The sequence below is a fragment of the Microbacterium sp. PA5 genome (assembly GCF_049860775.1).
In the GTDB taxonomy this organism is placed as follows: Bacteria; Actinomycetota; Actinomycetes; order Actinomycetales; family Microbacteriaceae; genus Microbacterium.
The window spans coordinates 2,317,591-2,342,994 of record NZ_CP187567.1 but is presented as its reverse complement, the minus strand read 5'-3'; the positions used below and the strand labels follow the sequence as shown (position 1 = coordinate 2,342,994).

Annotated in this window: 19 protein-coding genes and 1 other RNA gene; 11 read left to right on the top strand and 9 right to left on the bottom strand. The window is 72.5% G+C overall.

The features are described 5' to 3' along the window. Positions 1-65 precede the first annotated feature (65 nt). The 3 genes from ACPWUT_RS11120 to ACPWUT_RS11110 all read right to left on the bottom strand — a co-directional run bounded on the left by ACPWUT_RS11120 (position 66) and on the right by ACPWUT_RS11110 (position 3,751). Positions 66-1,118, bottom strand: a complete 1,053-nt coding sequence (locus tag ACPWUT_RS11120) for a substrate-binding domain-containing protein (RefSeq protein ID WP_284527987.1) — start codon at positions 1,116-1,118, stop codon at positions 66-68. A 109-nt stretch (positions 1,119-1,227) separates the two neighbouring features. After that, the gene (locus ACPWUT_RS11115; RefSeq protein WP_425837557.1) at positions 1,228-2,307 is read right to left on the bottom strand and encodes a LacI family DNA-binding transcriptional regulator; all 1,080 of its coding nucleotides are present in this window, start codon (positions 2,305-2,307) and stop codon (positions 1,228-1,230) included. Between the two features lie 49 nt (positions 2,308-2,356). Further along, positions 2,357-3,751 carry an FGGY family carbohydrate kinase gene (locus tag ACPWUT_RS11110; RefSeq protein ID WP_284527985.1) on the bottom strand — a complete coding sequence of 465 codons (1,395 nt, stop codon included), beginning with the start codon at positions 3,749-3,751 and terminating at the stop codon, positions 2,357-2,359. Between the two features lie 85 nt (positions 3,752-3,836). On the opposite strand from ACPWUT_RS11110, the gene ACPWUT_RS11105 reads away from it, so the two are divergent. Beyond that, positions 3,837-4,859 (top strand): ketose-bisphosphate aldolase, encoded by a 1,023-nt coding sequence (locus ACPWUT_RS11105; RefSeq protein WP_425837554.1) that lies wholly within the window; start codon positions 3,837-3,839, stop codon positions 4,857-4,859. Between the two features lie 77 nt (positions 4,860-4,936). Here ACPWUT_RS11105 and ACPWUT_RS11100 read toward each other — a convergent pair whose 3' ends face one another. The 3 genes from ACPWUT_RS11100 to ACPWUT_RS11090 are packed head-to-tail and all read right to left on the bottom strand — an operon-like array spanning position 4,937 to position 9,445. Beyond that, a complete protein-coding gene (locus ACPWUT_RS11100; protein WP_425837551.1) occupies positions 4,937-7,201 on the bottom strand; it encodes a transglutaminaseTgpA domain-containing protein in 2,265 nt (754 codons plus the stop codon). Beyond that, a complete protein-coding gene (locus ACPWUT_RS11095) occupies positions 7,188-8,435 on the bottom strand; it encodes a DUF58 domain-containing protein (protein ID WP_425837548.1) in 1,248 nt (415 codons plus the stop codon). The genes ACPWUT_RS11100 and ACPWUT_RS11095 overlap by 14 nt, the downstream gene beginning before the upstream one ends. An 8-nt stretch (positions 8,436-8,443) precedes the next feature. Continuing rightward, complete coding sequence (locus ACPWUT_RS11090; RefSeq protein WP_284527980.1) at positions 8,444-9,445, bottom strand: AAA family ATPase; 1,002 nt, start codon at positions 9,443-9,445, stop codon at positions 8,444-8,446. An 83-nt stretch (positions 9,446-9,528) separates the two neighbouring features. Here ACPWUT_RS11090 and ffs point away from each other — a divergent pair. The 5 genes from ffs to ACPWUT_RS11065 all read left to right on the top strand — a co-directional run bounded on the left by ffs (position 9,529) and on the right by ACPWUT_RS11065 (position 16,477). Next, positions 9,529-9,623, top strand: an RNA gene (gene ffs / locus ACPWUT_RS11085) — signal recognition particle sRNA small type. 107 nt (positions 9,624-9,730) lie between these two features. Then, positions 9,731-11,899, top strand: coding sequence for a phosphate acetyltransferase (gene pta / locus ACPWUT_RS11080; RefSeq protein ID WP_284527979.1), 2,169 nt, complete (start codon positions 9,731-9,733; stop codon positions 11,897-11,899). Further along, on the top strand, positions 11,896-13,101 hold the full coding sequence (locus ACPWUT_RS11075; protein WP_425837544.1) for an acetate/propionate family kinase: 1,206 nt from the start codon (positions 11,896-11,898) through the stop codon (positions 13,099-13,101). The genes pta and ACPWUT_RS11075 overlap by 4 nt, the downstream gene beginning before the upstream one ends. A gap of 50 nt (positions 13,102-13,151) precedes the next feature. Next, positions 13,152-13,883 carry an HAD family hydrolase gene (locus ACPWUT_RS11070; protein ID WP_425837541.1) on the top strand — a complete coding sequence of 244 codons (732 nt, stop codon included), beginning with the start codon at positions 13,152-13,154 and terminating at the stop codon, positions 13,881-13,883. A 50-nt stretch (positions 13,884-13,933) separates the two neighbouring features. After that, entirely contained in the window at positions 13,934-16,477 is a 2,544-nt protein-coding gene (locus ACPWUT_RS11065; protein ID WP_284527976.1) for a glycoside hydrolase family 65 protein, read from the top strand. Here ACPWUT_RS11065 and ACPWUT_RS11060 read toward each other — a convergent pair whose 3' ends face one another. Further along, a complete protein-coding gene (locus ACPWUT_RS11060) occupies positions 16,478-17,617 on the bottom strand; it encodes an NAD(P)-binding domain-containing protein (protein WP_425837537.1) in 1,140 nt (379 codons plus the stop codon). It lies immediately after the preceding gene. A gap of 98 nt (positions 17,618-17,715) precedes the next feature. On the opposite strand from ACPWUT_RS11060, the gene ACPWUT_RS11055 reads away from it, so the two are divergent. From ACPWUT_RS11055 to ACPWUT_RS11045, 3 genes are read left to right on the top strand one after another with little or no spacing between them, the layout of a single operon-like run. Then, a complete protein-coding gene (locus tag ACPWUT_RS11055; protein WP_425837534.1) occupies positions 17,716-19,890 on the top strand; it encodes a DNA polymerase III subunit gamma and tau in 2,175 nt (724 codons plus the stop codon). A gap of 2 nt (positions 19,891-19,892) precedes the next feature. Further along, positions 19,893-20,486, top strand: coding sequence for a recombination mediator RecR (gene recR / locus ACPWUT_RS11050; RefSeq protein WP_425837531.1), 594 nt, complete (start codon positions 19,893-19,895; stop codon positions 20,484-20,486). Beyond that, entirely contained in the window at positions 20,486-21,409 is a 924-nt protein-coding gene (locus ACPWUT_RS11045) for a DMT family transporter (protein ID WP_425837528.1), read from the top strand. Before recR ends, ACPWUT_RS11045 begins: the two co-directional genes overlap by 1 nt. 10 nt (positions 21,410-21,419) lie before the next feature. Here the strand turns inward: ACPWUT_RS11045 and ACPWUT_RS11040 are convergent, their stop codons facing one another. Further along, the gene (locus tag ACPWUT_RS11040) at positions 21,420-21,827 is read right to left on the bottom strand and encodes a DMP19 family protein (RefSeq protein WP_284527971.1); all 408 of its coding nucleotides are present in this window, start codon (positions 21,825-21,827) and stop codon (positions 21,420-21,422) included. A gap of 133 nt (positions 21,828-21,960) precedes the next feature. Here ACPWUT_RS11040 and ACPWUT_RS11035 point away from each other — a divergent pair, with 133 nt between their 5' ends. Beyond that, the gene (locus tag ACPWUT_RS11035) at positions 21,961-23,247 is read left to right on the top strand and encodes an aspartate kinase (RefSeq protein WP_284527970.1); all 1,287 of its coding nucleotides are present in this window, start codon (positions 21,961-21,963) and stop codon (positions 23,245-23,247) included. Positions 23,248-23,689: 442 nt separating this feature from the next. Here ACPWUT_RS11035 and ACPWUT_RS11030 read toward each other — a convergent pair whose 3' ends face one another. Further along, on the bottom strand, positions 23,690-24,433 hold the full coding sequence (locus ACPWUT_RS11030) for an SDR family oxidoreductase (protein WP_284527969.1): 744 nt from the start codon (positions 24,431-24,433) through the stop codon (positions 23,690-23,692). Between the two features lie 96 nt (positions 24,434-24,529). Here ACPWUT_RS11030 and sigJ point away from each other — a divergent pair, with 96 nt between their 5' ends. Then, positions 24,530-25,393 carry an RNA polymerase sigma factor SigJ gene (sigJ, locus tag ACPWUT_RS11025; RefSeq protein WP_425837518.1) on the top strand — a complete coding sequence of 288 codons (864 nt, stop codon included), beginning with the start codon at positions 24,530-24,532 and terminating at the stop codon, positions 25,391-25,393. Positions 25,394-25,404: the final 11 nt, after the last annotated feature.

Genomic DNA, 25,404 nt, shown 5'->3' with positions numbered 1-25,404 from the left:
TCGGGTGGTCGGGGGTGGACGGGTCGGCCGCTCGGGCCGGACCGTCCACCCCCACCGGGGTCGGCTTACTCGAACGGGTTGGGCACGTCGAAGCCCTCCGGCGGTGCCGGGAAGGCGTCGAGGGCCGCCTGCGCGTTGTCCTTGTCGACGATGAGGACCGGGGTCTCCACGTTGTCGGGGATGTCCGCTCCGCCCATCGCGGCCACGCACGCCTGCACCGACTGGACGCCCATCAGGTACGGGAACTGCTCGATGGCGGCCGGCTGGCCCCCGGCGACGATGTCGGCGAGCTGGTCCTTCGTGCCGTCGATGCCGACGACGGCGACCTCGCCGGTCTTGCCGGCCTCCTCGACGGCCTGCTGGATGCCCATCGCCATGTCGCCCGACGGGGTGAAGAAGCCCTTGATGTCGGGGTTCGCGATGAGGATCGTCGCGGCCGCGCTCTTGGCCTTCGCCTTGTCGAAGTCCGCGGCGACCGTCTGGGTGATCTCCAGCTTGCCCTCGACGGCCTTCTCGAAGCCGGCCAGGCGCGCGATGTTGCCCGGGTCGGCGACGAGACCGCCGATGAGCGCCACCTGCGAGCCCTCGTCGACCAGGCCGAGCATGGCCTCGCCGCCCGCGGCGCCCGCGGTCTCGTTGTTCGTACCCACGTACGTCGTGACGTCGACGCCCGCGTCGGCGGCGGCGTCCAGATCGATGGGCAGGTCGAGGTTGACGATGGGCGTCCCCGCCTCGGACACCGGCACGAGACCGGTGAGGAGGTTCGTCTGGCTCGTCGGGTTGACGACGTAGCAGTCGTACCCGGCGGTGACGAGGGCGTTCAGCTTCGAGGCCTGCCCGGAGTCGTCGGTGACGTTCTCGGCGGCGACGACGGTCAGCTCCACGCCCGCCTCGTCGGCGGCGGCCTGGGCGCCTTCGGCCATGGCGCCGAAGTAGGTGTTGTCCAGCGGCTTGATGACGAACGCGATCTTGCCGCCTCCGCCGGCACCGGGCTCCGAGGCGCCCGGCTCCGAGCCGGTGGGCTCGCCGGCGCCCGCGCAGCCGGCGAGGGCCAGCGCTAGGATTGTCGCCGTCGCAGCGGCCGCTCCCGCGGTCCGCTTCCTGATGATCGTGGTCATGTCTCTCCTTCGAGTGTGTGATTCGTTCTCTGGTGCGACGCGGCTGGCCGCAGTGTTCGCTTTGCTGGCACACTGCGGTCAGCTGACCCGTCCGTCGCCGACGGGAGTGTCACGGGCCCGCGAGCGGCCCCATCATCAGCGGCGCCCGCGTGAGCGGGATGCAGCCGCAGGTCGTGCCGAACTCGATGTCGATGTCGACGCTGACGTTGCGCGGCGGCAGGGTCGGGTCCTCCGTGCGCTCGGACAGGAGCTTCATCGCCTTCGCCGCGACGGTCTGGACCGGGATGACGCCCTGCGTCGGCTTCAGGCCCGTCACGGTCGCCTCCCCGATCGAGTCGATCGTGGTCACCAGGACGTCGCGCGGGATGTGGAGCCCCAGACGGGCGATGGCCGCCATCGCCCCCCAGAACATGCGGTTGTTGGTGGTGAACACGCCGAACGGCGGCGTCAGCGTCGAGAAGAGCTCGAGCGCGCCCGCGGCGGCGTCGTCGGGGGTCGTGTGCCCGGCGCTCACGTGCAGGTCCAGCCCGGCGGCGTTCATCACGCGGGTGTAGCCGCTCTGGCGGTCCCGCACGTTCGAGACGGCGGTGTTTCCCGCGAGCAGCGCGACCTGCGAGAGGCCGTGGTGGGCCACGAGGTGGCCGACCAGGCGCTCGGCGGCGCGGCGATTGCCCGCGAGCACGTGGTCGGCGCTCTTGCGCACCGAGGGCACCGTGCGATCGACGATCACGGTGGGGATCTCGGAGACGGCGTCGGGAAGGCTCGGCGCCCCGCTGGGCAGCACGATGAGCCCGTCGACGCGCTGCTGGCGGAACGTGCGCAGGTAGCGCTCCTCCTGATCCGCCTCCTCGTCGGAGTCGCCGAGCAGGAGCGTGGGGGAGGTCGGGGCCAGCCGCTCCTCGATCGCGCGGGTCAGCAGCGCGAAGAAGCCGTTGCGCACGTCGGGGATGATGAGGCCGATGAAGCCGGAGCGCTTGGTGCGCAGCCCCGTGGCGGCGGCGTCTCCCACGTAGGCCAGCTCGTCCACGGCCGCCATGACCTTCGCCCGCATCGCCGGCGCCACGTACGCCTCGCCGTTGAGGACGCGCGAGACCGTCTTGGTCGACACGCCCGCGTGCTCGGCGAGGTCGACCAGCCGCGCGGGGCGGCGCAGGCCTCGCGGCGTCCCGGCGTCGGTGGGGGCGCTCATGATGACCACCCAGACGGCGATGACGTACGCATAGAGCGGGGCTCCTCTCTCAACCACGGCGCAGGGCGCCCTGAGACTCGGGATCTGACGTGGGGACGACGGTCGACAGCGGGACGGTGTCGGCGGGCGGATACTGCTCCGGTGTCCACCATCCTGCCGCCACCCCCGCCAGCAGGCCCGCGCCGCGCGAGACCGCCTCGCGTTCGGACGCCATCGCCAGCGGGTGCCGTGCGCGGCGGAGCTTCGCCTCGACCCAGCGCCGGCTGCGCAGCCCGCCGCCGATGAGGAGGGTGGGGCCCGACACCCCGCTGAGCTCGCGCAGGCGCGCCTCGGCGTCGGCGGAGGCGGAGGCGTAGCCCTCGAGCGTCGCCGCCCAGGCCTCCTCGGCCGGCAGCTCCAGCACCTCGGCGGGGATCCGGCCGTCCTGCATGGCGACGAGCGTCTCGAGGCTCAGCGGCTCGGCCTCCACCCGGATGGCGCGGAACTCGATGTCGTCGCGCTTGACGCGCAGCGCCCGCTGCAGGTGGCGCGTGGCGAGCCCGGGACGCAGCGTCTCCCACAGGAGCATGTGACGGGGCGTGCCCGGCCAGGCGGTCACGGTCAGGTCGCCGAGCTGTCCCGGCCAGGCCGGATGGGGCAGATCGGGCGCCGCGGTCCACGACACGACCAGCGGCTCGCCGGTGCCCATGGAATCGATCACCTCGCTGCGGTCGCCGCCCGCGCCGATGACGCCCACCGGGTGATCGTGACCGGCGATCGTGACGGGGATGCCGGCGGGCAGGCCGCTCCACGCGGCGCCCTCGGCCGAGACGTGCCCCAGCGCCGTTCCCGCGATGCGCGCGGGAGCCCAGACGAGGGAGTCGAGCCCGACGTGGGCGAGGATCTCGCGGTCGTACTCGCCGCGGGTGGGGTCGTAGGCGCCGCTGGTGGCGGCGAGGGACTGCTCCTGTGCGAGGGCGCCCGTCAGACGCCACACCGTCAGCCCGGCCACGCCGGTCCAGGTGCCCCGTGCGTCGTAGCCGTTGCGGGCGAGCCAGCCGAGCTTGGCGATGCTCGTGACGCTGCGCGCCTGGCGGCCGGTGCGGCGATGGATCTCGGCCTCGCCGAACTCGGCGAGCAGTTCGTCGACGATCTCGCCGCCGCGCTCGTCGTGCCAGGCCACGAGGGGGAGGTCGCTCGGACCGTCGGCGTAGATGGCGGTCCCGGTCTCGCCCATGCTCGCCACGCCCACGGCGGCGATGCGGGTGGCGAGGACGCCGAGGTCCTCGATGGCGGCGCGGATGGCGGCGAACAGCGCGTCGGTGGACATCTCGACCCCGAAGGCGCCGGCGGCGAAGGGCGTGGGTGCCACGCCGATCCCGAGGGAGCGGCCGTGACGGTCGATCGCGTTCGCCTTGATCGACGACGTGCCCAGGTCGATGCCCAGCAGCAGCTCGTCGCGCATCCTCACTCCTCGTCTTCCTCGACTCTGCGGACAATCTCTGTCCATCGATGGACAAACTAACACCCGCCACCTAGTCTGTCTACCGTTGTCAGAAATTGTCGCCCGTCGCTGCAGACGGGCAGGAGGAACGGAGGACGGGCTCTTGGCTCTCATCACTCTCAGGGCGGCGCTGGATGCCGCACGCGCAGGAAGCTACGGTGTCGGAGCCTTCAACGTGACCGATCTCGCACAGGCCGAGGCGGTGCTCGACGCCGCGGCGTCCACCGACTCCCCGGTCATCGTGCAGACGATCGCGGGGGCTTCCGTCCACGGTCGCGACGAGCTGTTCTGGCAGGCGCTCGTCGGCCTCATCGGCAACTACCCGGACGTCCCCGTGGTGCTCCACCTCGATCACGGCGCCTCGTACGACGACTGCGTCCGGGCGATCGGCGCCGGCTTCACGAGCGTGATGATCGACGGGAGCATGCGCGACCACGTGACCCCCGCCACGTTCGAGGAGAACGTCGAGGTGACGCGCCGCGTGGTCGAGTACGCCCATGCCCGCGGCGTCTCGGTGGAGGGCGAGCTCGGCACGATCGGCGGTTCCGAGGACGGCGGCGCCAGCAGCAAGGCCATCATCCTCGCCGATCCCGACGAGGCCGAGCGCTTCGTCGCCCAGACCGGCGTCGACGCGCTCGCCGTGGCGATCGGCACCTCGCACGGCGCCTACAAGTTCACGAGCCCGCCCGACGGCACCGTGCTGCGCATGGACCTCATCGAGGAGATCGCCTCGCGGATCCCCGACACGCACCTCGTGATGCACGGCTCGTCGTCGCTTCCCGCCGACCTCCGCGAGACGATCAACGCGCACGGCGGCAGGCTCCCCGAGTCCTGGGGCGTCCCCGAGACCGAGAAGGCGCGCTCGACGAAGCTCGGCATCCGCAAGATCAACCAGGGCATGGACTCGCACATGGCGCACAGCGCCGCCGTGCGCACCTATCTCGACGCCGACGGCATCGGCGTCGACCCGGCCCTCTACGGCAAGCCCGGTCGCGAGGCGATGCAGCGCATCGTCGCCGATCGGATGCAGGTGTTCGGCCAGGCCGGTCAGTCCTACCGCCACCGCTGAGCGGACCGCGGGGGCGGGTGTCCTGCGGAACGCCCGCCCCGCGCGAGTCCCGCCGCGGGGACGCCGTCGTATGCGACTCAGTCGGAGACGACCGGCGCCGAGCCGGCGAAGGCGGAACCCGGCCGCACGACGAGCGAGCGCGGGAGGAGCACGGCCATCGCACGCGCTGCCGGCGTCGCGGCGGCCAGCATCGCGGCGCGCGCCGCCTCGGCATCGTCCGCCAGCGCGGCCGGTCCGAGGCCGTCGCGGGAGTAGCTGGCACGCTCGATGCCGGCCACCAGGCGCGAGACCTCCTCTGCCGGGGCGAGGTGCGATGCGACCAGCCGGGCACCGAACGCCCGGGGCGATTCGGCGGCCGGCGCCGTCACGCCCAGATCGATGGCCGCCTCCTGGAGCATCCGCCACGCGGCGCCCGCGTCGCCCTCGGCGGCCCGGCGGCCGAGACTGCGGCGGCGCAGGGTGCGCAGGACGAGCGGCAGCACGCCCACGAGGATCACGCCGCCGACCGTCAGCAGGTACGGCCGCAGATCGACCAGGCGGAGCGTCGAGCCCGCGGCGTCGGTCGGCCCGTCGTCCGGCCGCTCGTTCGGCGCCGCCGAGGCCGTCGACGTGGGGGTCGTGGTCGGCGTCGGGCCGGAGATGTCCTCGCCTCCGTCGTCCTGACCCGCCTCGCTGGCCGGCAGGAAGCGCGTCTCGTTGCCGAGGCTCTTGGTCGGCTCGAAGGGCACCCAGCCGACGCCCTCGAAGTGCACCTCGGGCCAGGCGTGGAGCTGGCCGGTGGTCACCTCGGCCACCCGCTGCCCGTCCTCGGTGTCCCCGGTGTAGGTGCCGGGCAGGAAGCCGACCACGATGCGCGAGGGCATGTCGAGGGCGCGCGCCATGAGGGCGAAGGCGCCGGCGAAGTGGATGCAGTAGCCCTCCCTCACCTCCAGGAACGCGGCCACGGCATCCGATCCCGTGCCGTCGAAGCCTTCGAGCACGGGAGCGCGCAGCGAGTAGGTGAAATCGGGGCCGCGGAACCAGTCCTGGAGGGCGGTGAGCCGGTCGTAGTCGGTCCGGGCGTCGGCGGTGACCTGCTCGGCGAGCTCGGCCACCCGGGCGGGCGTGGAGTCGGGCAGGCCGCGCACGTCGACGTTCAGCCCGTCGGCATCCGCCTCGGCGGCGCGGATCTGCTCGAGCGTCGGCCGCGGCACCTGCGAGACGACCTCGTAGCGCTGCCCCTGGGTGCTGGCCTGACCGCTCAGCACCGTGCGGCTGTAGGGGACCGTCCGCCACAGTCCCTCGAGACCGTCGACCGAGACGGCCGGGTAGGAGACGGGGAGGTAGGACGAGGACAGGTTGGAGATGGCGATGTTGGTGCGGTACTGCGTGACGCGGATGCCCTCGTCGACGACCACCGGCTCCATCCCCTCGTCCCACAGCGACACCGACCGCACCCGGTCGGGTCGCCAGATCTCGCCGTCGAACTCCGAGAGGGTCGCCACCCGCAGGTAGGGGAGAGTGGGTCCGTCGGTGCGGACGGTGAGCACGGCGACGTCGCCGCGCCGGCGCAGGTCGTTGCCGAGGTCGAGCGTCGGATCGATCGTCGCGAGGGCTCCGCTGCCCGAGCCCGCCGCGATCGGCGCCGGCAGCGCGGGCGCGCTGATCAGGGTCGCCACGACGGTGACGACCCCGATCGTCGCTGCGACGGCGGTCACCCCGGCGGAGCTTCCCGGCTCGGGCGCCTCGCGCGTCCGCGTCTCGGCGCGGATCAGGGCCAGGACCGCGGCGGCGAGGATCGCGAAGCCGAGGACGTTCATGCCGCTCGGCACCGCGATCGCCGGGATCAGCCAGACGGCGACCAGGGCGATGGATGCCAGCAGCGGCATACGCGCGGTCAGCACGACGTGGTCGAGCGCGATCGTGAGCGCCCCGATCGCCGCGACGATGACGAAGCTGAGGGCTGCGGAGGCCTCCATGGGCGCGACGCCCAGCAGGATCTCGGCCGAGGCCTGCTGGATGGCGGTGGTGACCGCATCGACGACGTCCGGGGTGGGGATGAGGCCGAGGAACGCGTCGCGCGCGAAGAAGACAGCCGTCACCGCCCCCGCCCACACCACGACCTCGGCCAGGGTCACGCCGACCGCGGGCACCCGCAGGCGCCGCATGGTGGCGCCGACGGCGAGCAGCCCGGCCGACATCGCCAGCGCGCCGAGAAGCCACGGGCCGGGCGACACCACGCCCAGCAGCGGCGCGATGGCGGCGCACAGGCCGAGCCACAGCATGATCGACAGCCGGCGGTCGCCGCGGCGCAGCGGCCGGGCCGTCGCCGGGCGCCCGGCGCGGGTCTCAGCGAGCGACACGTCGGCCTCCCCGGTCGGCCGTGGCGCTCCACACCGCGGCGAGGTCGGCGCCGGGCGGGATCGCCGCGACCCGCCATCCGGTGTTCTCGGCCCGATCGGCGGCGTCGTGGATGGGCGCCACCGTCAGCAGCACCGGAAGCGAGCTGTGGTGGGGGAGCGCGGCGAGCGCATCGGCGTCCGCGTCCTCGAACCGGCCGGTGACCACGACCAGCGGGCCGGTCTGCACCCCCGCGAACAGGCGGACCAGCGGGGCGAGGTCGCCCGCGCGCCGGTGAGCGGTGACCGATGCGAAGGAGGTCACCAGGCGATCGACGCCGGACGCGTCGCCGCCCTCGATGGGCTCGGCGAGCTCCACGCCGTCCACATCGATCACGGTCACGCGGTAGCCCTCGCGCACGAGCCGAGCCGCGACCGACACGCACGCGGTCACGGCCGCCTCGAAGCCCGGGTCCTGCCCGGGCGCGCGCAGGGCCTCGTCGGCCCACCGGGTCGATGCGCGGTCGAGCACGACCACCGCCTCGGGCGTGGTCTCCTGCTCCTCCTGACGCACCATCAGCTCGTCGCGGTGCGCGCTGGCGCGCCAGTGGATGCGCCGCATCGAGTCGCCGGGGACGTAGTGGCGGGGGATCAGGTTGTCGGCGCCCTGACCGAGCTGGTTGGTCGTGGAGTGCATGCTGCCACCGGCCTCGCCGGGCAGATCGGTCAGCGCGCTCAGCTCCACGACCTGCGGGGCCACGGTGAGCAGCGACACGTCGCCGACGGTGCTGCGTCGCCGTGCGAAGCCGAACGGGTCGGTCGAGATGACCGTCAGCGGTCCGACCGGGTGGATGCCGCGCCGGGCCGGCGTGAGCGCATAGCGGAGGTCGATCGCCCGGGCGCCCAGACGGACTCCCGAGGCGGTCGCGGGGAACGTGCCGGCAGCATCGCCGGTCATCCCGGGCGGCAGCGCCTCGCGCCAGCGCCCCTGCGCGACCGGCAGCGGCGAGCGGATCTGCACCTGGGCGCGGACGGACACCTCCTGCCCCACCGTGGCGACGTCGGGAGTGAACGAGCGGCGCACGATCTCGCTGCGGCGCATCACCGACAGCGTGACGACGCTCGCGGCGACGACGACCAGCAGCAGCACGCTCACGTAGATCAGCTCCGGCACGACGAACTCGTGCGCGAGGATGAAGCACACGACGCCCAGGACGACGGCACCGGTGCCCCGGAGCGTGAGCGGCCAGCGATCCACCGCGATCCTCAGCGGGTGGCCAGCGGGACCCGCACCGAGTCCGCGATCGTGCGCAGCACTGCGGCGATGGCGTCGGAGGATGTGCGTCCGCGCGTGGCGCTCGTGCCGCGGGCGGCGATCATCCGGTGCGCGAAGACCGGCTCGAGAAGGGTCGCCACGTCGTCGGGGATGACGAACTCGCGGCCGTCGAGCGCCGCCCACACCTTCGCGGCGCGCACGAGCTGCAGGGTTGCGCGGGGGCTCGCGCCGAGGCGCACGTCCGGGTGGGCGCGCGTCGCGCGGGCCAGGCCCACCGCGTACTCCTCGACGGCGGGGGAGACGTGCACGCTGCGGGCCCACGCGATGAGCTGGCGCACACGGTCGGAGCCGACCACCGGGCGGAGGTCGTCGAGCGGATTGAGCGTGTCGCGCTGGCGGAGCATGAGCGCCTCGGACGCCGCATCGGGATAGCCCATCGACACGCGCATCATGAAGCGGTCGCGCTGGGCCTCCGGCAGGGCGTAGGTGCCCTCCATCTCCAGCGGGTTCTGAGTGGCGACCACGAGGAACGGGTCGGGGAGGGCGCGGCTGACGCCGTCGACGGTGACCTGGTGCTCCTCCATCGCCTCCAGCAGCGCCGACTGGGTCTTCGGCGAGGAGCGGTTGATCTCGTCCGCGATGACGATGTGGGCGAACACGGCGCCCGGCTTGAACTCGAAGACGCGGTCCACCGGGTTGTAGACGCTCACCCCCGTGACGTCGCCGGGGAGCAGGTCGGGCGTGAACTGGATGCGCCGGACGGTCGCGTCGACCGTGGCCGCCAGGGCCCGCGCGAGCATCGTCTTCCCGACTCCGGGCACGTCCTCGATGAGCAGATGGCCCTCGGCGAGCAGACACACCAGAGCCGCCCGCACCGCATCGGGCTTGCCGTCGATCACCCGGGTGATCGAGTCGGCGATCGCCGCCGTCTCGCGGGCGAAGTCCTCCGCCCCCACCTGGTCTCGGAGCGTCTGGATCTGGTCGTCGGGCATGCGTCCCCCTTCGCCGCGGCGATGCGTTCCTCGATGCTAACCCGGTGCGGCGCGGCGCCGGCTGGACGTCGGGTAAACTTGCAGGAGCTCTCCGCGAGACGGCATCCAGGCCAACTCCCCCAGGACGGAAACGTAGCAAGGGTAACCAGGCTCTGCCGGGTTCGCGGAGAGTCTTACTTTTCCCGTGACGCCCGCATCGCCGCCCCGTCCGGCTTCCGGGGTGGCGGAGGGTTTCTCCCGGTGCATCCGTGGCCCCCTCGAGGGTGCGGAGCCTAGGCTGAACGGGTGGCGAAGAGCATCTACATCACGTCGACCGAAGGCCTGTCGGGCAAGTCCACGATCGTGCTGGGAGTGATCGACGCGCTGACGCGGGTCTCGCCGAAGGTGGGCGTCTTCCGCGCCATCGCGCGCTCCACGGTCGAGCGCGACTACGTGCTCGAGATGCTGCTGGACCACGTCGGCGTGGAGCTGAAGTACGACGAGTGCATCGGCGTCACCTACGACGACGTCCGCCGCGACGCCGACGCCGCGCTGTCGAAGATCGTCGAGCGCTACAAGGCCGTCGAGGCCAAGTGCGACGCCGTCGTCGTCGTCGGCAGCGACTTCACCGACGTGGGCTCGACGTCGGAGCTCGGCTACAACGCGCGCATCGCGGCGAACCTCGGCGCTCCGGTGCTGCTCGTCCTCAACGGCCGCGCCGGGGAGGGCGACCGCCTCGGCGTGAGCATCGCGCGCACCCCCGAGCAGCTGGCGCAGGTGACCGAGCTGGCCGTCACCGAGGTGCGCACCCACCGCGCCGAGCTGTTCGCCGTCATCACCAACCGTGCCGACCCCGACAAGCTCGACGCCATCAATGCCGCCATCCGCGACGTCGTCGCCGACACCCCCGCCGCCGACGGGCACCGCGAAGCGGAGGTCGGCGTATGGTCCATCCCCGAGGACCTCTACCTTGTGGCGCCCGCCGTGCGCGACGTCATGCTGAGCCTGGAGGGCCGGCTGCTGCGCGGCGACGAGGACCTGCTCACGCGCGAGGTGATCGACGTGGTGGTGGCGGGCATGTCGCTCAACAACATCCTCCCGCGGCTGCGCGAGGGCGCCATCGTCATCGTGCCGGCGGACCGCACCGAGGTGCTCCTGGGGCTGCTGCTGGCCAACTCGTCCGGCACCTTCCCGTCGATCTCGGGCATCATCCTCAACGGCCCGTTCCCGCTGCCCGACGCGGTCGAGCGGCTGATGGTGGGGCTCGACTCGTCGCTGCCGATCATCCAGACCGACCTCGACACCTACGACACCGCGGTGCGCGTCATGGGCACCCGCGGGCGCCTGGCCGCGGGCTCTCAGCGCCGGTACGACACCGCCCTGGCGCTGTTCGAGCGCAACGTCGACACGGAGGAGCTCACCACCTCGCTCGGGCTGACGACCTCCCACGTCGTCACGCCGCTGATGTTCGAGTACCAGCTGCTGGAGACCGCGCGCTCCTCGCGCAAGCGCATCGTGCTCCCCGAGGGCGGCGACGACCGGGTGCTGCGCGCGGCGGCGACCGTGCTGGCGCGCGGGATCGCCGACCTCACGATCCTCGGAGACGAGGCGGAGGTGCGCGGTCGGGCGGTCGAGCTGGGCCTCGACATCAGCGCCGCCCACGTGCTCAGCCCGTTCGACCCCGCGACCGTCGACCGGTTCGCGCGGGAGTACGCCGAGCTCCGCAAGCACAAGGGCGTGACCTACGAGAAGGCGGCCGACACGATCACCGACGTGTCGTACTTCGGCACGATGATGGTGCACCTCGGTCTGGCGGACGGCATGGTCTCGGGCGCCGCGCACACGACGGCCCACACGATCCGGCCGGCGTTCGAGATCATCAAGACGAAGCCGGGCGTCTCGGTCGTCTCGAGCGTCTTCCTCATGGCGCTCGCCGACCGCGTGCTGGTCTACGGCGACTGCGCCGTGATCCCCGACCCCTCCAGCGAGCAGCTGGCCGACATCGCCGTCTCGTCGGCGGCGACGGCCCAGCAGTTCGGCATCGAGCCGCGGATCGCGATGCTGTCGTACTCGACGGGGGAGTCGGGATCGGGCGCCGATGTCGACAAGGTGCGCGCGGCGACCGCGCTCGTCCGCGAGCGGGCGCCGCAGCTGCTGGTCGAGGGTCCCATCCAGTACGACGCGGCCGCCGACGCCGCCGTCGCCAAGGCCAAGATGCCCGACTCCGAGGTCGCCGGCCGCGCGACGGTGTTCGTGTTCCCCGATCTGAACACCGGCAACAACACCTACAAGGCGGTGCAGCGCTCCGCCGGGGCGGTCGCGATGGGGCCGGTGCTGCAGGGACTGAACCGACCGATCAACGACCTGTCGCGCGGAGCCCTCGTCGAGGACATCGTCAACACCATCGCCATCACCGCCATCCAGGCCCAGAGCCAGGACGCGCCGCAGAGCCAGAACCAGGGAGCACGGGCATGACCGTCGTCCTCGTCATCAACAGCGGCTCGTCGTCGTTCAAGTACCAGCTGCTCGACGTCGAGACGGAGCGCGCGCTGGCCTCGGGTCTCGTGGAGCGGATCGGCGAGGAGACCGGCGCCGCACGCCACAAGGTGATGGGGCCGGACGGCGACTCCGAGAGCTCGCGGGAGCTTCCGATCCCCGACCACGCCGCCGGGTTCGCCGTCATGCTCGACGCCTTCGCCGCCGACGGGCCCTCCCTCGCCGACGAGCCCCCGGTGGCGATCGGGCACCGCGTGGTCCAGGGCGGTGCGCGGTTCTTCCAGCCGACGCTCATCGACGACCTCGTCGAGATCAACATCGACGAGCTGTCGGTGCTCGCCCCGCTGCACAACCCGGGGGCCGTCCAGGGCATCCGCGCGGCACGCGAGGCGTTCCCCGACCTCTCGCACGTCGCCGTGTTCGACACCGCCTTCCACCAGACCCTGCCGCCGGCCGCCTACACGTACGCCATCGACCGCGACATCGCGCGCAAGCACCGCATCCGCCGCTACGGCTTCCACGGCACCAGCCACAAGTTCGTCAGCCGGGCCGCCGCGGACTTCGTCGGGCGGCCGCTGCGCGAGCTCAAGCAGATCGTGCTCCACCTCGGCAACGGCGCCTCCATCACGGCCGTCGACGGCGGGCACTCGGTGGAGACCTCGATGGGTCTCACGCCGCTCGAGGGCCTCGTCATGGGCACGAGGTCCGGCGACATCGACCCGTCCGTGCTCCTCGTCCTGGCCCGGCGGGAGGAGATGAGTCCCAGCGAGCTGGACGCGTTCCTCAATAAGCGCAGCGGTGTGCTGGGTCTGGCCGGCGTCTCGGACATGCGCGACATCGAGGATCGCCGCGAAGCCGGCAACGGCGCGGCGATGCTGGCCTTCGACGTCTACGTCCACCGGCTGCGCGCGTACATCGGCGCCTACATCGCCCAGATGGGCGGCGTGGACGTCATCTCGTTCACCGCCGGCGTGGGCGAGAACTCGCCGCTGGTGCGCGCGGCGGCCCTGGAGACGCTCGGCTTCCTCGGGGTGCGGATCGACCCGGTGCGCAACGAGACGCGCAGCCGCGGGCCGCGCACGATCTCGACGGACGACTCGGCGGTGACGGTGCTGGTGGTGCCCACCAACGAGGAGCTCGAGATCGCCCGGCAGACCCTCTCGATCGTGTCGCGGAGCTGACTCTGCCGCTCGGTCTCCCGCCGGTCTCGGGTCGCGACTACGCTGAACGGGTGACAGCCGCTCAGCTCCCCGATCTGACCTCGTACGACGGCGTGCTCTTCGACCTCGACGGAGTGCTGACGCCGACGGCCGAGGTGCACATGCACGCGTGGCAGACGATGTTCACGGAGCTCTTCGCGGACTGGGGCATCACGCCTCCGTACACCGAGCGCGACTACTTCGAGTACCTCGACGGGAAGAAGCGCTACGACGGCGTCGCGAGCCTGCTGCGCTCCCGCGACGTCGAGGTGCCGTGGGGCGACCCGTCCGACCCGCCCACCGCCGACACCGTGTGCGGCATCGGCAATCGCAAGAACGAGGTCTTCTCCCGCATCCTGCGCAGCGAGGGCATCGCTCCCTACCCGGGCTCGATCGCGCTCGTGGACCGGCTCCGGGACGCCGGCGTGCCGGTGGCGGTGGTGTCGAGCTCGAAGAACGCCGACGAGGTGCTGCGCGCCGCCGGCATCCGCGACCGGTTCGAGGTCGTGATGGACGGCGTCATCGCCGAGCGGGAGGGGCTGCCCTCCAAGCCGGCGCCCGACGTGTTCGCCGAGGGCGCCCGGATGCTGGGCGTCGACCCGGCGCGCAGCGCCGCCGTCGAGGATGCGCACTCGGGCGTCCAGTCCGCCGCCGCGGCGGGCTTCGCCCTCGTGGTCGGCGTCGATCGCGGCGTCGGCGCCGACATCCTGCTCGCGTCGGGCGCGCACGTCGTCGTGGACGACCTGTCCGCCTTCCTCCCCTGAACACACCCGTACATCCCGTCCGTCGTCGACCTCCAGACCAGAGGAGCTCCATGATCGATCGCGATCGCTTCCCCGTCGACCCGTGGCGTCTCGTCGAGCGCAGCTTCTCGCTCGAGGACGTCGGGGTCACCGAGACCCTGTTCGCACAGGGGAACGGCTACCTCGGCCTGCGCGGCAACCACCCCGAGGGGCGCCACGCGCACGAGCACGGGACCTTCGTCAACGGCTTCCACGAGATCTTCCCGATCCGTCACGCCGAGCAGGCCTACGGCTTCGCCGAGGTCGGACAGACGATCATCAACGCCCCCGACGCCAAAGTCATGCGCGTCTACGTCGACGACGAGCCGCTGTCGTTCGACGTGGCCGACGTGCGCGAGTACGAGCGCGCCTTCGACTTCCGCACGGGAGTGCTCACGCGGCACGTGCGCTGGACCACCCCCAGCGGCAAGGACGTCGTCATCGACTTCGACCGCATGGTCTCGTTCGAGGAGAAGCACCTCGCCGTCATGAGCGTCACGGTGACGGTGCTCAACGCCGACGCCCCGGTCACGGTGAGCTGCCAGATGATCAACCGCCAGGACGGTCAGGACGTCTACAGCGGCGGGCGCCCGGGCGGCGCGGGCGCGAAGGCCGGCTTCGACCCGCGCAAGGCGGAGAAGATCCACGAGCGCGTGCTGCAGCCGCAGGAGTTCTGGCAGGACGGCGCGCGCGCCGCGCTGGCCTACCGCGTGACCGAGTCGGGCATGACGATCGCGGTCGTGGCCGACCACGTGGTCGAGACCGAGAACGAGTACTCGGCCCGCACGCTCGCCGAACCCGACATCGCGAAGAACGTCTTCCGGGTGCAGGCCAAGGCGGGGGTGCCGGTGACGGTCACCAAGCTCGTGAGCTACCACACCTCCCGCGGGGTCCCCGCCCGGGAGCTCGTCGACCGCGGCCGGCGCACCCTCGACCGGGTCGCCGCCGAGGGGGTGGCCGCGCAGTTCGAGCGCCAGGCCGCCTGGTGCACCGCGTTCTGGCAGCGCTCCGACGTCGTCATCGAGGGCCGGGACGACCTCCAGCAGGCCACCCGCTGGTGCCTGTGGCAGCTCGCCCAGGCGGCCGCGCGCGCCGACGGCCAGGGCGTGCCCGCCAAGGGCGTGTCGGGCTCCGGCTACAGCGGCCACTACTTCTGGGACACCGAGATCTACGTGCTCCCGTTCCTCATCTACACGACGCCGCTGTGGGCGCGCAACGCGCTGCGGATGCGCTACCTGATGCTCCCATCGGCCCGCAAGCGCGCCGGTCAGCTCAACGAGGCCGGGGCGCTGTTCCCGTGGCGGACGATCAACGGCGAGGAGGCCTCGGCGTACTACGCCGCCGGCACCGCGCAGTACCACATCAACGCCGACGTGAGCTTCGCGCTCGGCAAGTACGTGCGGGCGACGGGCGACGAGGAGTTCCTCCACCGCGAGGGCGTGGACATCGCGGTCGAGACCGCGCGGCTGTGGACGACGCTCGGCTTCTGGCGCTTCAACGAGGACGGTGAGCCGGAGGTGTTCCACATCCACGGCGTGACCGGTCCCGACGAGTACACGACGGTGGTCAACGACAACCTCTTCACCAACGTGATGGCGCGCTACAACCTGCGCTTCGCGGCGCGCGCGGTGCGCGAGATGGCAGAGTACGAGCCCGAGCAGTACGCCCTCATGGTCGACCGCCTGCGCCTGGAGCCCGGCGAGCCCGACGCGTGGGAGCACGCCGCCGAGGCGATGCACATCCCGTACAGCGAGGCGCTGGGCATCCACCCGCAGGACGCCGTCTTCCTCGAGCGCGAGGTGTGGGATCTCGAGAACACCCCGCCCGAGCAGCGTCCGCTGCTGCTGCACTTCCACCCGCTGGTGATCTACCGCTACCAGGTGCTCAAGCAGGCCGACGTGGTGCTGGCGCTGTACCTGCAGGGCAACCACTTCACCGCCGAGGAGAAGCTCGCCGACTTCCAGTACTACGACCCGCTGACCACGGGCGACTCGACGCTGTCGGCAGTGGTGCAGTCGATCCTGGCGGCCGAAGTGGGCTACCAGGACCTCGCGCTGGAGTACTTCCGCGAGTCGATCTTCGTCGACCTCGGCGACCTCCACCACAACGCGGCCGACGGTGTGCACGTCGCCTCGGCCGGCGGGGTGTGGACGGCGCTGGTGGCCGGCTTCGGCGGCATGCGCGACCACTTCGGCGACCTGTCGTTCGACCCGCGCCTGCCGGCCGACTGGCCCTCGCTCTCGTACACGCTGCACTGGCACGGCACCGAGCTGAAGATCACGGTCACCGCCGACGCGCTCACCGTGGTCGCGGGCCCCGGCGAGTCGGTGGGATTCGAGGTGCGCGGCATCGGCTACGCCGTCGAGGGCGGCGGCACGGTCGTCGTGCCGCTCGACGGTCAGGGACCCGTGCTGTCGGGTCGCCCGACCCTCGGCGACATCAGCGATCAGCTCCGCGAGGACGGGTCGATGATCTCGGCCTCCGTGCCGATCTCCACCAACACGTCGGCCATCCCGGTGATCACCGCCTCGTCGCCCGTCCAGTCCGAGCACGGCAACCTCGGCGTCGACACCTGATCACGCCGCGCCGACGTCCGCCTCCTCGGGCGCGCGCTCGGCGGGGCGGCGGGCGATGTCGGTCATGATCGCCCGCACGGCGGCGCGGCCGGCACGGTTCGCGCCGACGGTGGACTGGGACGGGCCGTAGCCGATCAGGAAGAGCCGCGGCTCGTCGATGGCGCGTCCGTCGGCGACCCGGATGCCCCCGGCGGCGGTGCGCAGCCCCAGCGGGGCGAGGTGGGCGATGTCGGCGCGGAAGCCCGTCGCCCACAGGATGACGTCCGCGGGCTCGAACGAGCCGTCGGGCATGCGCACGCCGTGCTCCTCGACGGCGGTGAACATGGGATGCCGCACCAGCACGCCGCGGTCCCGCGCCGCCCGCGCCCACGGCGTCCAGTGCTGACCCGTGACCGAGATGACGCTCCCCGGAGGCAGGCCGCGGCGCACGCGCTCCTCGACCCCGGCGATCGCGGCGATGCGCGCGGCCGTGTCGAAGTCGCCGGCATCCCAGTCGACCTCTCGCCGCGTCACCCAGAACGTGTCGGCGACGCGCGAGATCTCGTCCAGGAGCTGGATCGCCGAGATGCCCGCGCCCACGATCACCACGCGCTCACCGGCGAACTCCTCCGCCGACACGTAGTCGTGGACGTGGAGCTGCCGCCCCGCGAAGCGCTCCTGACCTGGGTAGTGCGGCCAGAACGGGCGCCGCCAGGTGCCGGTGGCGTTGATCACCCAGCGCGCCCGCCAGCGGCCGCGATCGGTCTCGACGACGAGGTCGCCGTCCGGGTCGTCGTCGGCGCGGCGCACCGCGGAGACGGTGACCGGTCGCCGGACGCGCAGCTCGAACCGCTGCTCGTAGTCGGCGAAGTAGGCGGGGAGGACGTCGCGGCTGGCGGCGGACGGGTCCGCGGCGGGCACGGGGTGGCCCGGGAGCTCGTGGATGCCGTTGACGGTCGCCATCCGCAGCGACGCCCACCGGTGCTGCCAGGCGCCGCCGGGAGCGGCGTCGGCGTCGAGCACGACGAAGGTGCCGGTCGGGTCGTCGTCGTCGCCGGGAGCGTCGACGGGCACGAACCCGCGGCGCCGCAGATGGTAGGCGGCCGACAGTCCCGCCTGGCCCGCGCCGATCACGACGACGTCGACGGGTGCGGGTTCCATGACAGTGCTCAACGTCGCCGGGGACGACGTTCTTCCCGCGGCAGGGCGCCGGGATGCGCGCCCGGCACGATGTCCCCGGTACGCCGTAGTCTGTTCTGGTGACCACCGCCCTGTATCGCCGCTACCGGCCCGAGTCCTTCGGCGAGATGATCGGGCAGTCGCAGGTCACCGAGCCCCTCATGACGGCCCTGCGCGGCGATCGGGTGGGGCATGCCTATCTGTTCTCGGGCCCGCGCGGCTGCGGCAAGACGACGTCGGCGCGCATCCTCGCCCGGTGCCTGAACTGCGCGGCGGGACCCACCGACACCCCGTGCGGCACGTGCGACAGCTGCGTCGAGCTCAGCCGCGGCGGCGGCGGGTCGCTCGACGTCGTCGAGATCGATGCGGCCTCGCACAACGGCGTCGACGACGCGCGCGACCTGCGCGAGCGCGCCGTGTTCGCCCCGGCGCGCGACCGCTTCAAGATCTTCATCCTCGATGAGGCCCACATGGTCACCGCGCAGGGCTTCAACGCGCTCCTCAAGCTCGTCGAGGAGCCGCCCGAGCACGTGAAGTTCATCTTCGCCACCACCGAGCCCGAGAAGGTCATCGGCACGATTCGCTCGCGCACGCACCACTACCCCTTCCGTCTCGTCGCGCCCGCAGCCATGCTCGAGTACGTCGAGCAGCTCTGCACCGCCGAGAACGTCTCGGTCGAGCCGGGCGTGCTCCCGCTCGTCGTCCGTGCCGGCGGAGGCTCGCCGCGCGACACGCTGTCGCTGCTCGACCAGCTCATCGCCGGTTCCGACGACGGCGTCGTCGGGTACGAGCGGGCGGTGGCGCTGCTCGGCTACACGCACGCCGAGCTGCTCGACGAGGTCGTCGAGGCGTTCGCCCGGCACGACGCCGGCGCCGCCTTCGCCGCCGTGGACCGTGTCGTGCAGACGGGCCAGGATCCGCGCCGCTTCGTCGACGATCTCCTCGAGCGGCTGCGCGACCTGATCATCGTGTCGGCCACCGGTGCGGGCGCCTCCGCGGTGCTGCGCGGCGTGCCGGCCGACGAGCTCGACCGCATGGGCGTGCAGGCGTCGGCCTTCGGCACCGACCGGCTCTCGCGGGTCGCCGACATCGTCGTGACGGCGCTCGACGACATGTCGGGTGCCACATCGCCGCGGCTCCAGCTCGAGCTCCTCGTGGCGCGCGTGCTCGCCAGCGGAGCGCCGGCGCCGCTGGTCGCGGCCGTTCCTGCCACCGCTCCCGCCGCGGCCGTTCCTGCCACCGCTCCCGCCGCACCCGCTCCCGCCGCCGCTCCTGCTGCGGCGGAGCCTCCGGCCGCGCCGTCGCCGACTCCGGCGGCTCAGGCTCCCGCACCTGCTCCCGTCGCGGCCGCTCCTGCCGCCGCACCCGCCGCACCCGCCGCACCCGCTCCCGCCGCCGAAGCGCCGGCCCCGCCGGTGCCCTCCGGTCCGCTGACCCTCGACGACGTCACCGGGGCTTGGGAACGCATCCTCGCGGCCCTCGAGCCGGTCAGCCGCTCCTCGTGGATGCTCGCCTCGGCCGCGCGTCCGGTCGCGTTCGTCGACGACGTCCTCACGCTGGCCTTCCCGAGCGCATCCGACGTCGCGTCGTTCAAGAAGCTGGCCGCCGGCAAGGGCCCCAGCGAAGACCTCCGCGGCGCGATCATCCAGATCCTCGGCGTCCGGGTGAAGTACGTGGCCCGTCACGAGCCGGCCGCCCCGGCAGCCGCCGGCGGCGGCGCGTCGTCCGGTGATGCAGATGCGGAGGGTGCGTCAGCGTCTCCCTCCTCCCGCGTGCCTCCGGCTCCCTCCGCGCGTCAGGACCCTCCCGCTCCCTCGGCCGGACCGGCACCGCGCTCCGGCGCGTCGTCGGCCCCCGCTCCGTCCCGCGCGTCCGCCGCGCCGGCGCCCGTCACCGAGTGGGCCGTGGCGCCGATCCCCGGTGGTGAGGCGTCCAGTGCCCCGCTCGCCGTCGACGACGAGCCCGAAGAGGCGGCGTCGGCGCCGGTGCGCACGCTCACCCTCACCCACGCCGGAGACGTCCTCGCCGATGCCGACGCGCCCATGACGGCCGAAGAGGAGGAGGAGCTTCCGCCGCCCGTGGCTGCGGACGCGCCGATCCCGCCCCGCGCCCCCGTCGCCGTGGACCGCCCGGCGCCGGCGCGAGCACCCCGGCCGAACGGCATCGAGCGGGTGGGCGAGGCGGTGGTCCGCCAGATGCTCGGCGCCACCTTCGTCCGTGAAGAGCCCTACACACCGCCCACGAGGTTCAGCTGACCATGTACGACGGCATCGTCCAGGACCTCATCGACGAGTTCGGCCGCCTTCCCGGCATCGGCCCGAAGTCGGCGCAGCGCATCGCGTTCCACATCCTCCAGACGCCCACGTTCGACGTGTCGCGCCTGTCGCAGCTCCTGGGCGAGCTGCGCGAGCGGGTGCGGTTCTGCGAGATCTGCGGCAACGTGTCCGAGCAGGAGCGCTGCGGCATCTGCCGCGACCCGCGTCGCGACCCCACGCTCATCTGCGTCGTCGAGGACGCGAAGGACGTCTCGGCCATCGAGCGCACGCGGGAGTTCCGCGGGCTCTACCACGTGCTCGGCGGCGCCATCAGCCCGATCGCCGGCATCGGCCCGGACGATCTGCGGATCACCCAGCTCATGCAGCGCCTCGCCGACGGCACGGTGCAGGAGGTGATCCTCGCCACCAATCCCAACCTCGAGGGCGAGGCGACGTCGACCTACCTCAGCCGTCTGCTGCACACGCTCGAGATCCGGGTCACGCGGCTGGCCTCCGGGCTCCCCGTCGGCGGCGATCTCGAGTACGCCGACGAGGTCACCCTCGGGCGCGCCTTCGAGGGTCGTCGCAGCGTCTGATGGGCGGCCCGTCCGTCTCGACGCGCGGCTGGCTCCTCTACGGGGCGATGGCCGTGCTGTGGGGCATCCCGTACCTGTTCATCAAGGAGGCGGTCGACTCCTTCTCGCCCGCCGCGATCGTCGCCGGACGCACGCTCCTCGGCGCCGCGATCCTCCTTCCCCTGGCCCTTCACCGCGGCGCGCTGCGCCCCGCCCTGCGCGTCTGGCCGTGGGTGCTCGCGTTCGGCGCGATCGAGATGGCGGGACCGTTCCTGCTGCTCGGGCACGCCGAACAGACCCTGCCGTCGGGACTCACCGGGCTGCTGGTGGCGACCGTGCCGCTGTTCGCCGCGCTCATCTCGCTCCTGCGCGGCGATCGCGGCGTGCTGTCCCCGGCGCGGACGGTCGGGCTCGGCATGGGGTTCGCCGGCGTCGCCGTGATCGTCCTGGGTCCCGGACTGGCGGTGGCCGATGCCGACGCGGCTCTGCTCGCAGTCGGACAGGTGCTGCTGGTGGCCCTGCTCTACGCCATCGCCCCGTTCCTCATCGCGACCAAGCTCCGCGACGTGCCCTCGCTCGGGACCATCACGCTCTCGCTCCTGTTCATCGGCCTCGCCTATCTGCCCTTCGGGCTGCTCACCCAGCACGAGGTGCCGACCGTCCGCTCCACCGTGGCGCTCGTCGCGCTCGGCATCCTGTGCACCGCGGTCGCCTTCCTCGGTTTCTTCGCGCTCATCCGCGAGGTGGGCCCGGTGCGCGCGCCGCTGTTCACCTACGTGAACCCGGTCGTCGCCGTGCTGCTGGGCGTGATCGTGCTCGGCGAGGCGCTGTCGCCGGGCCTGCTCGTCGGCTTCCCGCTGGTGATCCTCGGCTGCTGGCTCGCCGCGACCGGCGGGCGGCTGCGTCGTCGCCCCGCGCCCGCGACCGACCTTCCGATCGCCTGACCGGCGCGACCTAGTCGACGGGGGCGAAGTCGTCGGGGTCGTTGCGCACGGCCACCGCGAGGGCGGCTTCGATGTCGTCGTCGTCGAGGGTGTACGTGGCGTCGATGCGCTCCGCGGCATCCGCGACGTCGTCATCGTCGTCGCCGCGCACGACCAGGTCGCGCTGCTCGAGCACCGCGTTGTCGATCGCGGCGGCCGCGTCCTCGAGTCCGAGGAACCGGTACGCCTCGACGACGGCGTCGCTCGGGTAGACGTCGTCGTACGCATGGAGCTCGACGGCGTTGAGGAGCCCGCCGTTGGTCACGAGCCCATGGAAGGTCAGCACGGTGAGCAGGGCGACATCGCCGGGTCGGCTCGCCTCGGCCGGCGAGGCGAGGTCGAGGGCGCGGTTCCAGATGGCTTCGACGTGAGCGCTCATGGGTCCACGGTACGCGCTCGCGGACCTGCGTCACATGGCTCGAGCGGCATCCGCGCGTCTCTAAGATGAGAGGTCGGGGCCGGTAGCGGCCCGCCGGCCCGGGTGGCCGGCCTTCTCCCGGGAGTGTTGTGCAGTGGCGCTGATCGTCCAGAAGTACGGCGGGTCGTCGGTCGCCGACGCCGAGAGCATCAAGCGCGTCGCGAAGCGGATCGTCGACGCGCGTCGCGCCGGACACGACGTCGTGGTCGCCGTCAGTGCGATGGGCGACACGACCGACGAGCTCCTCGATCTCGCCCACGCGGTCGCCCCGATCCCGGCGCCGCGCGAGCTCGACATGCTGCTGTCGTCGGGGGAGCGGATCTCCATGGCGCTGCTGGCGATGGCCATCCACTCCATGGGCTTCGAGGCGCGCTCGCTCACCGGCAGCCAGGCCGGGATGATCACCACCGCCCACCACGGTGCGGCGCGCATCGTGGACGTCACGCCCGTCCGCGTGCGCGAAGCGCTCGACGAGGGCGCCATCGTGATCGTCGCCGGATTCCAGGGCTTCAACCGCGACACCCGTGACATCACCACGCTCGGCCGCGGCGGGTCCGACACCACGGCGGTCGCCCTGGCGGCCGCGCTCGGCGCCGACGTGTGCGAGATCTACAGCGACGTCGACGGCATCTTCACTGCCGACCCGCGCGTGGTCCCCAACGCCCGCAAGCTCAGCACCGTCGGCGCCGAGGAGATGCTCGAGCTCGCCGCCAACGGCGCCAAAGTCCTGTACATCCGTGCGGTGGAGTACGCTCGCCGCCACGGCGTCTTGATCCATGCCCGCTCGACGTTCAGCTCGGGGGTCGGCACGTTCGTGCTCGGACCCGGGATGACGGTTCCCGAGGGGGTCGAAGGAGGAGAAGTGGAAGAGCCGATCGTCGCCGGTGTCGCGACCGACCTCAGCCAGGCCAAGATCACCGTCATCGGCGTGCCCGACGTCCCCGGCAAGGCCGCGGAGATCTTCAAGATCGTGGCGCGCAGCGGAGCGAACGTCGACATGATCGTCCAGAACGTCTCCGCCGCCGCGACCGGCCGCACCGACATCTCGTTCACGCTGCCCAAGGCCGACGCTTCGGCGGCGCTGCGGGCGCTGGCCGCCGAGCAGCAGCAGGTCGGGTTCGAGAGCCTCGTGCACGACGACCAGATCGGCAAGCTGTCGGTCGTCGGGGCGGGCATGCGCGCGCACTCGGGCGTCTCTGCGACGCTGTTCGAGGCGCTGTCGACGGCGGGCGTCAACATCGAGATGATCTCGACCTCAGAGATCCGCATCTCGGTCGTCGTCCGCGGCGACGAGCTGGCCGACGCGGCGCGCGTGGTGCACACCGCCTACGGCCTCGACGGCGACACCGAGGCTGTCGTCTACGCCGGCTCCGGCCGCTGAGGACCGCCCCGCCGTCGCGCGCCGTCTCCTCGGTCGTTGAGCGAGCGTCTCGTCGGTCGTTGAGCGAGCGCAGCGAGTCGAAACGTCGCCCCCGTTTCGTCTCGTCGCTGCGCTCCTCGCTCACCGACCGGTGGCGCGGCCGTCTCCTCGCTCGTTGAGCGAGCGCAGCGAGTCGAAACGTCGTTCCCGTTTCGTCTCGTCGCTGCGCTCCTCGCTCAACGACCGGTGGCGCGCCCGTCTCGTCGGTCGTTGAGCGAGCGCAGCGAGTCGAAACGTCGTTCCCGTTTCGTCTCGTCGCTGTGCTCCTCGCTCAACGCCCGGTGGCGCGCCCGTCTCGTCGGTCGTTGAGCGAGCGCAGCGAGTCGAAACGTCGTTCCCGTTTCGTCTCGTCGCTGTGCTCCTCGCTCAACGACCGGTTGCGCGGCCGTCTCGCCGCACCGCCTCAGCCGCGGTCGGCGAGCCAGTCGGCGAAGGTCGGACCGAGGCGCAGCGCGTCGGGGCCGGGGAGCGCGAGCCCGGCGCGCATGCCGCGCATCTGCGCTCCCGGCAGGCTCACGGCGATGACTGGCCCGCGCCGCCCCTGATGGCGCACCCACGCGCGGATCATGTCGGCCAGGTCCTCCTCGCGGGGGCCCGCGATGTCGGTCGCCCGACCCGCCGCGGGCGCCTCGACCAGCCCCGCGAGGTGGGCGGCCACCTCGGCCGCCGCGATCGGCTGGGTGCGGGCGTGCGGAGCCAGCTGGATCGGCCCGAGTCTCGCCTGCCCGGACACCTGGCCCGCGAACTCGTGGAACTGCGTCGCCCGCACGATCGTCGACGGCACGGGGCTCTGCGTCCAGACCGCCTCCTGCGCGACCTTGCCCGCGTAGTAGCCGTGCGGATTCCGGTCGATCCCCACGATGGACAGGAGCACGGCGTGCCCGACGCCGGCGCGCGCGGCCCCGGCGAGCAGCGTCTCGGAGGCCGTGCGGAAGAACGCCCTCGACTCCTCGGCGCTCATGGTGCCGATGCTCGACGCGTCGATCACGGCGTCCGCGCCCGCCAACGCCGCGTCGAGCCCCTGCCCGGTGCCGAGGTCGACGCCCGTCGACCGGGCCATCACGACGGCCTCGTGTCCGCGGGCCCGCACGGCGGCGACGATCTCGCGTCCGACGGTTCCGGTTCCTCCTGCGACGGCGATCCTCATGGGGTGTCCTCTCTCTGATCGGTCGCTTCATCGACGACGCAGCAGGCCAGAATGTGAGGTGGACCCGGCCGCCCCGGCGGGTCCGGGGAGGTGGGCGTGGAGAGCACCCTGCTGGCCGAGCGGCCGACACTCGTGGCCGCGGCGCTGCGCATGCTCGGCACGAGGGCGGATGCCGAGGACGCCGTACAGGAGGCGTACACGCGGTGGCTGCGCCTCGACGACGCGGAGCGCGACGCCATCCGCTCGCCCGGTGCATGGCTGATGCGCGTGACGGGACGGATCTGCCTCGACATGCTCGGCTCGGCGCGCGCGCGCCGCGAGCGGTACGTGGGCGAGTGGCTCCCGGAGCCGGTGCCGGCGTACGCGTCGCCCGCGGACGATCCGTCCGAGGCGGTCGAGCGCGCCGACAGCGTCTCGACGGCGCTGCTGCTCGTGCTCGAGACCCTCACGCCCGCCGAGCGGGTGGCCTTCGTGCTCCACGACGTCTTCGCCCTGTCGTTCGCCGAGATCGCCGAGGTCGTGGGCCGCACGCCGGCCGCCTGCCGCCAGCTCGCGACGTCCGCCCGCCGCCATGTGGGGCAGCGCCGTGGTGCCGGTGTTCCGCCCGAGCGTCACTCGGCACTCGTGGCGGCCTTCGCCGAGGCGGCGGGCTCCGGCTCGCTCGAGGCGCTCGTGGGCATCCTCGACCCCGATGTGGTGCTGCGCTCCGACGGCGGCGGGATCGTGTCGGCGGCCCGGCGACCGGTGCGCGGCGCGGACGACGTGGCCCGGTTCCTGCTGGGCCTTGCCCGCAAGCTCCCGGCGGCCACGTACGAGCACGTCGTCCACGGCGACGGGGACGGCCTCCTCATCCGGCTCGACGGCGAGGTGTCGGCGGTCGTCTCGTTCGCCACGGACGGCGACCGCGTCACGGACATCTGGATGATGCGCAATCCCGAGAAGCTGGGCAGCTGGCGCTGATCGCGCGCGGG

Coding starts and splice junctions, on each gene's coding strand:
- ACPWUT_RS11120 (WP_284527987.1), bottom strand. CDS start 1,118: ATGACCACGATCATCAGGAAGCGGACCGCGGGAGCGGCCGCTGCGACG.
- ACPWUT_RS11115 (WP_425837557.1), bottom strand. CDS start 2,307: ATGAGCGCCCCCACCGACGCCGGGACGCCGCGAGGCCTGCGCCGCCCC.
- ACPWUT_RS11110 (WP_284527985.1), bottom strand. CDS start 3,751: ATGCGCGACGAGCTGCTGCTGGGCATCGACCTGGGCACGTCGTCGATC.
- ACPWUT_RS11090 (WP_284527980.1), bottom strand. CDS start 9,445: ATGCCCGACGACCAGATCCAGACGCTCCGAGACCAGGTGGGGGCGGAG.
- ACPWUT_RS11075 (WP_425837544.1), top strand. CDS start 11,896: ATGACCGTCGTCCTCGTCATCAACAGCGGCTCGTCGTCGTTCAAGTAC.
- ACPWUT_RS11065 (WP_284527976.1), top strand. CDS start 13,934: ATGATCGATCGCGATCGCTTCCCCGTCGACCCGTGGCGTCTCGTCGAG.
- ACPWUT_RS11060 (WP_425837537.1), bottom strand. CDS start 17,617: ATGGAACCCGCACCCGTCGACGTCGTCGTGATCGGCGCGGGCCAGGCG.
- recR (WP_425837531.1), top strand. CDS start 19,893: ATGTACGACGGCATCGTCCAGGACCTCATCGACGAGTTCGGCCGCCTT.
- ACPWUT_RS11045 (WP_425837528.1), top strand. CDS start 20,486: ATGGGCGGCCCGTCCGTCTCGACGCGCGGCTGGCTCCTCTACGGGGCG.
- ACPWUT_RS11040 (WP_284527971.1), bottom strand. CDS start 21,827: ATGAGCGCTCACGTCGAAGCCATCTGGAACCGCGCCCTCGACCTCGCC.
- ACPWUT_RS11030 (WP_284527969.1), bottom strand. CDS start 24,433: ATGAGGATCGCCGTCGCAGGAGGAACCGGAACCGTCGGACGCGAGATC.